An 11,941-nucleotide genomic window follows, 5' to 3' on the forward strand; every position below is an offset into this window, starting at 1 on the left:
TCCCTAGGCAAATAAGCCTTGGGATGAGCGTTTTTTTATGTTCTTTTTAGCATATACTGCTCGTTTCCAAAGTATCAGAGTATGTCATCGCCAATACGTTAACTTTCAAAAGGAGGATTTTCTTATGTATTCAATGGAACAAGTTGTAAACTTAGCGAAACATCGCGGTTTTGTTTTCCCTGGTTCTGAAATTTACGGTGGTCTTGCAAACACTTGGGATTACGGTCCACTTGGAATCGAATTAAAAAATAACGTTAAAAAAGCTTGGTGGAAAAAATTCATTCAAGAATCTCCACACAACGTTGGTTTAGACGCAGCTATTTTAATGAACCCTAAAACTTGGATCGCTTCTGGTCACGTTGGTAACTTCAACGATCCAATGATCGACTGTAAAAAGTGTAAAGCTCGTCACCGTGCTGACAAATTAATTGAAGATGCTTTAGATGCAAAAGGCATCGAAATGGTTGTTGACGGTCTTACTTTCGACCAAATGGCTGACTTAATGAAAGAACATGAAGTAAAATGCCCTGATTGCGGTAGTGAAGAATTCACTGAAATCCGTCAGTTCAACTTAATGTTCAAAACATTCCAAGGTGTTACAGAGTCTAGCACAAACGAAATCTTCCTTCGTCCTGAAACAGCACAAGGTATTTTCGTAAACTTCAAAAACGTTCAACGCTCTATGCGTAAAAAGCTTCCATTTGGTATCGGCCAAATCGGTAAGAGTTTCCGTAACGAAATCACACCTGGTAACTTCACATTCCGTACACGTGAATTCGAACAAATGGAACTTGAATTCTTCTGTAAGCCTGGTGAAGATTTAGAGTGGTTCGCATTCTGGCGTGAAACTTGTAAAAACTGGTTACTTTCACTTGGTATGTCTGAAGAGAGTATGCGTCTTCGTGACCACGGTGAAGAAGAGTTATCTCACTACAGTAATGCAACAACTGACATTGAATTCAAATTCCCATTCGGTTGGGGCGAACTATGGGGCGTTGCATCTCGTACAGACTTCGATTTAAAACGTCACATGGAACACTCTAACGAAGACTTTAACTATATTGATCCACAAACGAATGAGCGTTACGTACCATACTGCATCGAGCCATCTTTAGGTGCTGACCGCGTAACATTAGCATTCTTATGTGATGCATACGAAGAAGAGCAATTAGAAAACGATTCTCGTACAGTTCTTCGTTTCCACCCTGCTTTAGCACCATACAAAGCAGCTATCTTACCATTATCTAAAAAGCTATCTGAAGGTGCTACTGAAGTATTCGCAGAATTAGCTAAAGACTTCATGGTAGACTTTGACGAAACTGGTTCTATCGGTAAACGTTACCGTCGTCAAGACGAAATCGGTACACCATTCTGTATCACTTACGACTTCGACTCAGTTGAAGACAAAGCTGTTACAGTACGTGACCGTGACACAATGGAACAAGTTCGTATGCCAATTAGTGAACTAAAAGGTTTCTTAGAGAAGAAAATCCAGTTCTAATTATAAGAAAAAGAGGCTGCTCATAAGAGCGCCTCTTTTTTACTTTTCACGTTTTTCTTTAATTGCTACTGTACATCTTGATATACATAGTAAATCATCATTTTCATCAATAATGCGAACATCCCAAACCATTGTCGATTGTCCTCTATGTATCGGTGTTCCGATCGCTGTTACAATTCCATCTTTCTTTGAACGAATGTGGTTTGCATTAATTTCTAATCCGAAACAAATACATTTTTCTTGATCAATTAAATTGTATGAACCAACACTTGCCACTGTTTCCGCTAATGCAACCGATGCACCGCCATGTAAAAATCCAAACGGCTGATGCGTACGCTCATCAACAGGCATCGTAGCAACCACCTTATCTTCTGTCATCTCTAACAACTCAATTCCAAGTGAATCCATTAAAGTTTTTGCCATATCGCTTCCCCCTTCTCTTACTTTAATTAAATGTATAATTTTACCTATTTATTTTCAAACTACTTATAACACTTATATAAGGAGGCTTCACCTAAATGAAACAGAAATTTTGTATATTACTGCTTATGTTCTCCTTGCTGACTATTGTACCAAATTGTGCAATAACAGCCAAAGCATCTAACCTGACAATCGATGTTAAGACTGTAACGCAAAAAGGTAAGAAACCTTATATAGAATATCAAATAAATAGACCTTCTTTTCACAACTTTTCTGACTCTAAATTTCAAAACAAACTCAATTTATACTACAAAAAATCCACCGACAAATTTAAAAACAAATTAGAAAAAGAAGCAAAAAAATATTATAAAGAGACAGAAGGATCTAGTACACCATTTCATCCGTACGTAGCAAATGTTGATTATAAAGTCTCTTTAAACAAACCACCTTTCCTTAGCCTATATGTGAATTACTATCAATATACTGGCGGAGCACACGGTCTTTATACGTGGAAGGCAAATACATTTGATTTAAACGAAAAAAAGGTACTGCACTTAGACGATTTGTTTCAACAAAAGGATAATTATAAAGATGTAATCCGTGCAGAGATTGTACGACAAATTAAACAAAATGAAAGCATTTATTTTCCTGATGCAACTGAAAAGGTAATGAGTATGAAAAAGTTTCACTTCTTTTTAGAGCCAGACAATCTCGTCATTTATTTCCCTTTATATGAGATTGCTCCCTATTCAAGTGGAATTCCGCAATTTCGTATTCCATATACGTTGCTAAGAGACTATTTAAAGCCTTCTTATCAAAATATTTTGATTGACAACAAGTAAATATTTTCGCTACGATAATGTTAACCTAAAAACAACAGGAGGTTAACATTATGAGGAGATTTCATGTTTTAGATTTAGCATTAGCTGCCATGTTCGTTGCTCTTATGGCCATCGGTGCAAATATTGTATCTTGGGCACCATTCCTTCAAGTAGCAGGCATCCCATTATCTATGCAACCATTTTTCGCAATTTTAGCAGGTCTTCTTCTTGGAAGTAGACTTGGTGCCTTATCCATGACTGTATATATGCTCGTTGGCGTAGCCGGCGCACCAATCTTCGCTAACTTCAAGGCTGGATTTGGAGCACTTTTAGATCCTACTGGTGGTTTTATTATCGCATTTATTATCGTTGCTTATGTGTCGGGAAAACTAGTAGAACAAAAAGAAAGACCAACATTCATTACATTTGCAATTGCCTCTTTCACAGGAATTATTTTAACTTATATAATCGGTACTACTTACATGTACGGGGCAGTCAATCTCTTTATGGACGGTAATATGAGCTATAAAGCTGCTTGGATGATTATGATGTGGTTTGCAGTAAAAGATATTGCATTTACAATTATCGGTGCTATTATCGCACCTCGCATATACTATGCTGTGCGTCGTTCTGCTTATCAGCATTCTCATTCAACGATTTCATAATAAAAAAAACGAGTTATTTCAGTATACTGAAATAACTCATTTTTTTATTATGAATCTTGATTCGCTTGTTCTTCTAAAATTTTCTTCATCATTGCAACCATGTCATCACGTAATTCTGGGTGTTGCAGGGCCATTTCGATTGTCGTTTGAACGAATCCTAGCTTTTCACCTACATCGTAGCGCTTTCCTTCGAAATCGTAAGCAAATACACGTTGGATTTCATTTAAGCTTTGGATTGCATCTGTTAACTGAATTTCACCACCAGCACCGACATGTTGCTGTTCTAAGAACATAAAGATTTCAGGCGTTAAAATGTAACGACCCATAATTGCTAAGTTTGAAGGAGCTGTACCTTGTGCTGGTTTCTCAACGAAATTGCGGACTTGGTAACGACGACCTTCTTGTTCTAATGGATCGATAATTCCATAGCGATGTGTTTCCGACTCTGGAACAGTTTGTACACCAATAACAGAAGAAAGTGTTTTTTCATACTCATCCATTAATTGACGTAAACACGGTTTCTCAGCTTGGACAATATCATCACCTAGTAACACTGCAAACGGCTCATCACCAATGAATTTACGCGCACACCAAACAGCATGTCCTAGTCCCTTCGGCTCTTTTTGACGGATATAATGAATATCTACCATTTTTGAAGAAGCTTGTACTTTTTCAAGCAACTCATATTTTTTCTTCTCTAATAAGTTTTGTTCTAGTTCAAATGCGTTATCAAAATGATCTTCGATAGAACGCTTTGTTTTACCAGTAACAATAATAATATCTTCGATACCCGATTTCACTGCTTCTTCTACAATGTACTGGATCGTCGGTTTATCTACTATCGGTAACATTTCTTTTGGCATTGCTTTCGTTGCTGGTAAAAAACGTGTTCCTAATCCAGCTGCTGGGATTATCGCTTTTCTTACTTTTTTCATCACAAAATACCCTCTCTCCTGTCGGAATCAATAGCAATCATTTCCTACATAAAACAAAAGGGAGATTTCGCTCCCTTTTGTTCCTTACTACTTAAAATTACTTTGTATTATAAACGATTCATAATGTCTTCTTTAATAGTAAGTAACTTTTGTTCACTATTTTGTAAAGAACTATCTTTCACACCAAAGTAAAACTTAATCTTCGGCTCAGTTCCAGATGGACGTAGGCAGAACCATGAACCATCCTCTAATTGATATTTTAACACATTTGATTTCGGTAAGTGAATCTCTTCTTTATGTCCATCTTGTAAAGATGTAACGATGCTTGCTTTGTAGTCTTCCACTGCTACGACTGTTAAGCCCGCTACTTCTTTCGGAGGATTCTCACGGAACGTTGCCATCATCTCTTGGATTTTTTCCGCTCCATCTTTTCCTTTTAACGTTAACGATACAAGGTCTTCACGGAAGAAGCCGTACTTCTCAAATACTTCTAATAGACCGTCATATAACGTTTTCCCTTGTGATTTGTAGTATGCAGCTACTTCACATGCAAATAGGACAGATTGTACTGCATCTTTATCACGGCAGAATGGGCGGATTAAATAACCATAGCTTTCCTCATAACCGAATTGGAATTCATATTGTCCGCTTTCTTCATACTGTCTAATTTTCTCACCGATAAATTTAAATCCAGTTAACGTATCAATTGTATCTAAACCGTATGCTTTTGCAATTGTACGACCAATTTCAGACGTTACGATTGTTTTTAATACGACACCGTTCTCTGGAAGCGTTCCGTTTTCTTTCTTTTGAGATAGTAAGTAATCAAGCATTAATGCACCTGTTTGGTTTCCTGTTAATACTTGGAACTCACCATTATGATTACGCACTGCTACACCAAGGCGATCTGCGTCAGGATCAGTTGCGATTAATACATCTGCGCCTACCTTTTCACCGTCACGAATTGCATACTCAAACGCTGCGTGCTCTTCTGGGTTCGGTGATTTTACTGTAGAGAAGTTTGGATCTGGTAACTCTTGCTCTTTTACAACTGTTACATCTGTAAATCCAACTTCTTTTAAACCACGGCGTACAGAAATATTTGATGTTCCGTGTAATGGTGTAAAGACGATTTTCAAGTCTTTACCAACCTTTTGCACCATTTCTTTATTAATGATGACATTGTTCAATTCTGCAGCATATGCATCATCTACTTCTTGTCCAATAATATGTAATAAACCGTCAGCTTTTAATTGCTCTACATCAGCAACTTCAACTGTTAATTCATCTTCTACTGCATTTACGTAGCTAATTAACTCATCTGCCTCTTTTGGAGGTAACTGTCCACCATCTTCACCGTATACTTTGTATCCGTTATATTCAGGCGGATTATGGCTTGCCGTAAGAACGATTCCACTTACTGTATGTAAATGACGAACTGCGAAAGAAAGTACTGGCGTTGGACGTAAGCTTTCAAACACATATGTTGTAATGCCGTGTGCACCAAGTGTAGCAGCAACTTCCATTGCGAACTCAGGTGATTTATGACGAGAATCATAGGCTACAACAACACCGCGTTTTTTCGCTTCCTCACCTAATTTTTCGATAAAGCTTGCTAATCCTTTTGTTGCTTTACGAACTGTATATACGTTTAAACGGTTCGTACCAGCACCAAGTTCACCACGCATACCACCTGTGCCAAACTCTAGATTTTTATAAAAGCTATCCTCGATTTTCTTCTCATCTTGCTTCATATTTTCTAGCTGTTCTTTTAATTCTGCATCTAATTGTGCGTAAGAAAGCCAGCGACTAAATTCTTGTTTCCAATTCATTCTTCTCTCTCCTCTCGCTCGTCATACCTTTATTATATGAAAAAAACATGCTGTATCTCAATATTTTATAAAATCTAGCAGGATTTTACTAGGAATATTTGTATACACTATTGTTAAATACTCCACTAAAGGGAATGAGGATTATGCACGAATGGGGCTTGTCAGAAGAACTCAAAATACAAACAAAGCAAATGATTGAAATTGCTGAAAGAGAACTATCGATTATGAGGAACGCAATCGATAAAGAAGACGAATGTATTTTATGCAAAATGGAAGATATTCATCATATGTTGGCAAATGTACAAACATTGGCAGCTACATACTATATTCAGGCATATTTATCACCTTATACGGAAAGTTCATCTTTTATTACGACAGCTATCCAACATTTAAGCGCTAGAAAACATGGTGCTCTTATCGTTGTAGAACGAAACGAGACGCTTGAAGCTTTCATTCAAACTGGAACGACATTAAACGCTCATTTAACTGCACCATTACTCGAATCAATATTTTATCCAGGTAACCCTCTTCATGACGGTGCCGTTCTCGTAAAAAATAATCATATTGTCTCAGCTGCTAATATTCTTCCTTTAACGAAAAGTACAGAAGTTGATCCTGAACTAGGAACACGTCACAGAGCTGCAATTGGCTTATCAGAAAAGAGTGATGCACTTATATTAGTTGTCTCTGAAGAAACGGGCCGTACTTCTTTTGCTTTAAATGGGATTTTGTATACGATTTCTTTATAAACATTTTTTTCAATAATGTAGTAGCAAACGAAGTTATATCAAATTACCAATAAAAAAGGCTGCCTCAAAAATTTGAGACAGCCTTTTCTTCAAAAAATTATTCTTCTCCGAAACGCTCCACGAGTGTTGCAAGTGTACGTACCATTGCACCAGTTGCTCCAGCTGGTCCTAAGTCGTGCGCGCCTTTTGTTTCTGATGTTCCAGCAATATCTAAGTGTACCCACGGTGTATCTTCAGCGAATTCGCCTAAGAATGTACCTGCCATAACCGCATGTCCTTCACGACCTGGTGAGTTATTTAAATCAGCAAACTTACTGTTTCGAACGCGTTCTTTATCACGATCAAAAATCGGTAGTTGCCAAATTGGCTCATCTGTTTCCATAGAAGCCTCTAGTACTTGCTCAAACAACTCTTCATTATTTGTCATTGCGCCTGTCGTATGGTTTCCAAGTGCAACAATTACACCGCCTGTTAATGTTGCAACATCAACAAGGTAGTTTGCACCAAGTTTTTTGGCATACGTAATACCGTCAGCTAAAGCTAGACGACCTTCTGCATCCGTATTTAATACTTCAATTGTTTTTCCGCTCATTGATGTAATTACATCGTCTGGCTTAAATGCCGTACCACTTACAACGTTATCAGTTGAAGGAATAACAGCGATCACATTTTGTTCTGGGCGAAGTTCACCGATAATTTCCATCGCACCTAATACAGCAGCTGCACCGCCCATATCACCTTTCATACCGACCATGCCTTCACGTGGTTTTAAAGAATAACCACCTGTATCGTATGTAATACCTTTTCCAACGAACCCAATGACATCTTTCCACTCTTCTTTTCCCTTATAAATAAGAGCGATCATTTTTGGTGGCTCTACACTACCTTGGTTTACTGCAAGCAACGCACCCATACCAAGATCTTCCATCTCTTCTTTCTCAAGAACTTTATAGTCCATATCATACTTCTCCGCTAACTCAACAGCATACTCAGCAAGCTTTGTCGCTGTTAATACGTTTGGCGGCATATTTACAAGTGTACGAGCTGAATTTGTTGCACGTCCATGTACGTAGCCAACTGTTAATGCTGCTTCAATTTCTTGTACATCTTCCGCTGTAATAGCCGTAAACTTCTCTAATTCCACACGATCCTTTTTATCTGATTTATACGTTTCTAATTCATATGTACCAAGACCTTGTACTTCTGCTGCAATATGAGCTACATCAATCACATCTAATTTCTCTGTTACGAAAGAATCCAGTAAGATTGCTGCATCTTGTACTTTTGCTGCTTGCAGTGTTTTAAATGCCTTACCAAGAGCTACACGTAACGTTTCCGTCGTATAAGATTCTTTCTTACCTAAACCAACGAAATAATAACGTTTCACATTTGTTTTTCCTAAACTATGTACTTTTGAAATAGCTTTCTTCTTAGTAGAAAGTTCTTTCTCTTCTAATAAAACTTGTAATTGTCCTTCAAACGCTTTGTCCAGTTCTTGTACAAAACTACTTGTTTTCTCTTCTTCAAATAAGGCAACAATTACCGCTTCATGGCTTGCTAATTCTTTTTGTACTTGAAACATGTTCAGACCCCCTAAATTTCTCTATCACCATTATAACTTTATTTTCGATAAAATGCGACAATTCTAACTACAGTTATATGACGTGTAAAATCTCCTCTATTATGAAATAAGCCAAGAAAAAAAGTCTAGCGTAATTACGACTAGACTATCTTTGTTTTAAATATTGACCACGAAACACTTGCATCGTTTCGTCTTGATTTAACATCGTTAACTCTTCTTCTGTAAACTTACCATTTCCTACTTTTACTACGTACACATTGACTTTTTTCTTACCCCATTGGCTATAAACATCTTTTACCGTATCATAATATAGATCAAGACGGTTTCCTTTTATTGCACCGCCCTTATCAGCTACTACACCATATCCATAACCTGGTACGAATAGAATCGTTCCAATCGGAAATACGCGTAAGTCCGCAGCAATTGTGGAATATAAATCCCTTTTCACTTTGACACCTGAATATGTAATACCATACTCTGGATGCCCTGGCCTCTTACCGGTTGACTCAATCCCCGATGTATAACCTGTTGCAGTCATTTCAATTGAACGATATTTAGACCAGTCGTTTGCCTGCTCTAAAGCATTTATCACTTCTTTACTCGGAGCAACATTTCTCTTAACTTCTGCTGCATGTACTTCTTTTGCACTCATTCCTTCATATGTTTTTACAATCTCTAATAAAGAAACTCCTGTGAAAGCCTTCCATGTTACGCATAATGCAATTGCAAGTAAACAAGTCATCATAATGCGAATACAATATCGTTTTAACATTTTTATATTCCACACTCCTTCATCGTTAATCATTCCCTATAAGATGAAGGAATATGCAAAAAAAATAATCTCCAACTTAATTGGAGATTAAAACATTTGATATCCGCTTTTCCGAAGTTTCTTGATTACGACTCCTGCTAAAGCAGCCCCTACTAATCCAGTAGATAGAATAAACACATCTGCTTGTCCTAAATGCGATACACTTGTCCCAAATGAAGAAAATGTTTCTTTCGGTTTTGAAAAATAATCCCACATACTCGCTTTATTAATAATAAGCATACAAACAATCGGATACACAATAACCATTACCCAAGTAGCTCGCAAAATCATGTTGAGTAAAAATCCAATTCCAAAGAACAAAATAAAAAATAACATCATTGAAATAAGTAATACCGGTATACTCACTCTTTCTCCCTCTCCTTCGCATGCGCCGTAAATACGTGATAGGCTGTATAACCAAATGGTTCTCCTGGATTTAATGTTTTGTCCACTTCAAGATGTAGTTCTGATCTTCCTTCTAACAAATATTTAATAAGCACAGACGTATTCGGATCACCCGCAATCTTATCCGGATGTAAGAACGCCACTTCAGACAATTCTTTCTCCTGTACAATAATATTTTCTCCTTCAGGCTCCAAAAGGAAAATAATCATATTATCACTAATCTCATTACGAATAACACCCGATCGAACACCAATGATCCCCTTCACATGAGCGACAATGCCTGTCTCTTCTAACACTTCGCGTTTCACAGCTTCATCAACCGTCTCACCTTCATTTACAAAACCAGCCGGTAAAGACCATTTCCCTTTTAATCCACTGTATTTCTTCTTAACAAATAGCCATCTACCATCTTTTGTAGCTACTAGGCCACTAACAGCTAGCCATACCTTCCCTCGTTTCTCCATGATGTAATAACCTCCTCTATTAGAACGGACAGAATATTCTTTCTTTTTATATATTATACTATATTTTTAATATGAAAAAAGCAGAAACAGCTCTTAGCCGTTTCTGCTTTTTCTACTATATATTAAAAGAACTTTAATTTACCTTTTTTAAGAACTAATAAAGGTCCACCTAATAAGAATAGGTAACGGTTATCGATTACTTTCTTCATGAAGGAAGCTTTCCAACCTGTTAACTTTTTGCCCATAACAACACCCATTGCATCGTCATGGCCTAAAGAACATACAGATCCTTTATTATCGAATACGAATTTCTTCATTTCACCCTTGCCACGAACTAATACAGTTAAGTTGTGTGCAATATTGTAACCTTGTTGAATTGCGATTTGTGCTGTTGGTGGGTATGGACGGTTAATTTCTTCGTTAATGATTAGCGCTGCGTCACCAACCATGAATACATCTTCGTATCCTGGAGCGTGCATGTACTCATCAACTTTTACACGTCCGCGCATTGCTTCAAAGCCAGACTCTTCCACAATGCCGTTACCACGAACACCTGCAGCCCAAACTACTGTTTCAGACTTAATTAATTCCGTATCATCGCCATTTGCAACGATAATACCTTCTTCAGTTGCTTCTTTAATTGCTGTACCGATGCGGAATTCTACGCCTTTTTTCTCAAGTTGTTTTACAGCGTATTCTACCAATGCAGGATCGAAACCTGGAAGTGCTGTTGGAGCAGCTTCTACACAGATGATACGTGCTTTTTCGCGTGGTACATTGTACTGTTTGCAAAGTTCAGGAACACGGTTTGCAAGCTCACCTACGTACTCGATACCAGTAAATCCAGCACCACCAACAACGATTGTTACTAACTCATCGCGCTTTTCATCTGCATATTTAGCGAAACTAGCTTCCATATGCTCACGAATTTGACGAGTTGCATTAATGTTAGCAATTGAGAATGCGTACTCTTTTAATCCTGTAATTCCGAACGTTTCTGATTCGAAACCAAGACCGATTACTAAGTAGTCATACTCTAACTCGCCGTCTTTTAAGATAATGCGTTTTTCAGCAGCTTTAATTTCTACTACTGTATCTTGCACAAAGTTCACTTTATTTGTATCAATAACGTCTTGAATATCTAGACAGATTTTTTCATCTTCTAATGTACCAGCTGCGCTCTCATGTAACCAAGTCGCTTGGTAGTGATAGCTGTTGTTGTTTACTAGCGTAATTTCAGCTTCATTTACAGATAATGCTTTTTGCAGACGAACAGTCGTAATCATCCCGCCATAACCTGCACCTAAAACTATGATTTTTGGAGTCTTCACCAAATCACAACCCTTTTCTTTATATAATAGTAATAAAAAATAATACCAAGTACTAAAAACTCTATTTGTCAAGAATGTGGAATTTATCACATTCTATATCATAACAAAACGCAGTCAAAAAATCGTACGAATTTTGTCATAGAAATTTAACATAATACTTCCCTATATTAGTCGGTTTTATTCCAGAATTCAAGCGTCTGGAGAATTATCAATATTTTAAAATAACATAGCGTTTTCAAGGGTTTTTTAGCCTTTTTTTCATGTATTTTCCTTTCTGTATATTTTATACAACAAAAAAAGAACCTATACGAAAACTTACACACAATTCAGTCGTTTTCAGAAGTATTATGAACTCAAATATGCTATCATTTATTTGAAAGTGTCATCATTTGCAGGATTTTCGTGTACATATGAACAATATATGA

Annotated in this window: 12 protein-coding genes; 4 read left to right on the forward strand and 8 right to left on the reverse strand. The window is 37.2% G+C overall.

Features of this window, described 5'->3' with window-relative positions; translation table 11 throughout:
* Window positions 1-124 precede the first annotated feature (124 nt).
* Window positions 125-1,501 (forward strand): glycine--tRNA ligase, encoded by a 1,377-nt coding sequence (locus AXW78_RS23740; protein WP_000287147.1) that lies wholly within the window; start codon window positions 125-127, stop codon window positions 1,499-1,501.
* Between the two features lie 39 nt (window positions 1,502-1,540).
* Here the strand turns inward: AXW78_RS23740 and AXW78_RS23745 are convergent, their stop codons facing one another.
* Window positions 1,541-1,924, reverse strand: a complete 384-nt coding sequence (locus AXW78_RS23745) for a hotdog fold thioesterase (protein WP_001140612.1) — start codon at window positions 1,922-1,924, stop codon at window positions 1,541-1,543.
* Window positions 1,925-2,019: 95 nt separating this feature from the next.
* On the opposite strand from AXW78_RS23745, the gene AXW78_RS23750 reads away from it, so the two are divergent.
* Window positions 2,020-2,763 (forward strand): DUF3298 and DUF4163 domain-containing protein, encoded by a 744-nt coding sequence (locus AXW78_RS23750; RefSeq protein WP_000810330.1) that lies wholly within the window; start codon window positions 2,020-2,022, stop codon window positions 2,761-2,763.
* A gap of 50 nt (window positions 2,764-2,813) precedes the next feature.
* Window positions 2,814-3,407 (forward strand): biotin transporter BioY, encoded by a 594-nt coding sequence (locus tag AXW78_RS23755; RefSeq protein ID WP_001252162.1) that lies wholly within the window; start codon window positions 2,814-2,816, stop codon window positions 3,405-3,407.
* A gap of 47 nt (window positions 3,408-3,454) precedes the next feature.
* Here AXW78_RS23755 and galU read toward each other — a convergent pair whose 3' ends face one another.
* Both galU and AXW78_RS23765 read right to left on the reverse strand, forming a co-directional pair.
* Window positions 3,455-4,342, reverse strand: a complete 888-nt coding sequence (gene galU / locus AXW78_RS23760; RefSeq protein WP_002181028.1) for a UTP--glucose-1-phosphate uridylyltransferase GalU — start codon at window positions 4,340-4,342, stop codon at window positions 3,455-3,457.
* 107 nt (window positions 4,343-4,449) lie between these two features.
* Complete coding sequence (locus tag AXW78_RS23765) at window positions 4,450-6,174, reverse strand: phospho-sugar mutase (protein ID WP_001104205.1); 1,725 nt, start codon at window positions 6,172-6,174, stop codon at window positions 4,450-4,452.
* A gap of 143 nt (window positions 6,175-6,317) precedes the next feature.
* On the opposite strand from AXW78_RS23765, the gene cdaS reads away from it, so the two are divergent.
* Window positions 6,318-6,923 (forward strand): sporulation-specific diadenylate cyclase CdaS, encoded by a 606-nt coding sequence (gene cdaS, locus AXW78_RS23770; protein ID WP_000545255.1) that lies wholly within the window; start codon window positions 6,318-6,320, stop codon window positions 6,921-6,923.
* Window positions 6,924-7,020: 97 nt separating this feature from the next.
* On the opposite strand, the gene pepA is transcribed toward cdaS, so the two are convergent.
* From pepA to AXW78_RS23795, 5 genes are all read right to left on the reverse strand, one after another.
* A complete protein-coding gene (gene pepA / locus AXW78_RS23775) occupies window positions 7,021-8,505 on the reverse strand; it encodes a cytosol aminopeptidase (RefSeq protein ID WP_061884708.1) in 1,485 nt (494 codons plus the stop codon).
* Window positions 8,506-8,650: 145 nt separating this feature from the next.
* Window positions 8,651-9,277, reverse strand: coding sequence for a 3D domain-containing protein (locus AXW78_RS23780; RefSeq protein ID WP_000920095.1), 627 nt, complete (start codon window positions 9,275-9,277; stop codon window positions 8,651-8,653).
* An 87-nt stretch (window positions 9,278-9,364) separates the two neighbouring features.
* On the reverse strand, window positions 9,365-9,682 hold the full coding sequence (locus tag AXW78_RS23785; protein ID WP_000027016.1) for a YuiB family protein: 318 nt from the start codon (window positions 9,680-9,682) through the stop codon (window positions 9,365-9,367).
* Window positions 9,679-10,185 carry an NUDIX hydrolase gene (locus AXW78_RS23790; protein ID WP_000415319.1) on the reverse strand — a complete coding sequence of 169 codons (507 nt, stop codon included), beginning with the start codon at window positions 10,183-10,185 and terminating at the stop codon, window positions 9,679-9,681. The genes AXW78_RS23785 and AXW78_RS23790 overlap by 4 nt, the downstream gene beginning before the upstream one ends.
* 122 nt (window positions 10,186-10,307) lie before the next feature.
* Window positions 10,308-11,516 carry an NAD(P)/FAD-dependent oxidoreductase gene (locus AXW78_RS23795; RefSeq protein ID WP_061884709.1) on the reverse strand — a complete coding sequence of 403 codons (1,209 nt, stop codon included), beginning with the start codon at window positions 11,514-11,516 and terminating at the stop codon, window positions 10,308-10,310.
* Window positions 11,517-11,941: the final 425 nt, after the last annotated feature.

Source organism: Bacillus thuringiensis (genome assembly GCF_001595725.1).
GTDB lineage: Bacteria > Bacillota > Bacilli > Bacillales > Bacillaceae_G > Bacillus_A > Bacillus_A thuringiensis_K.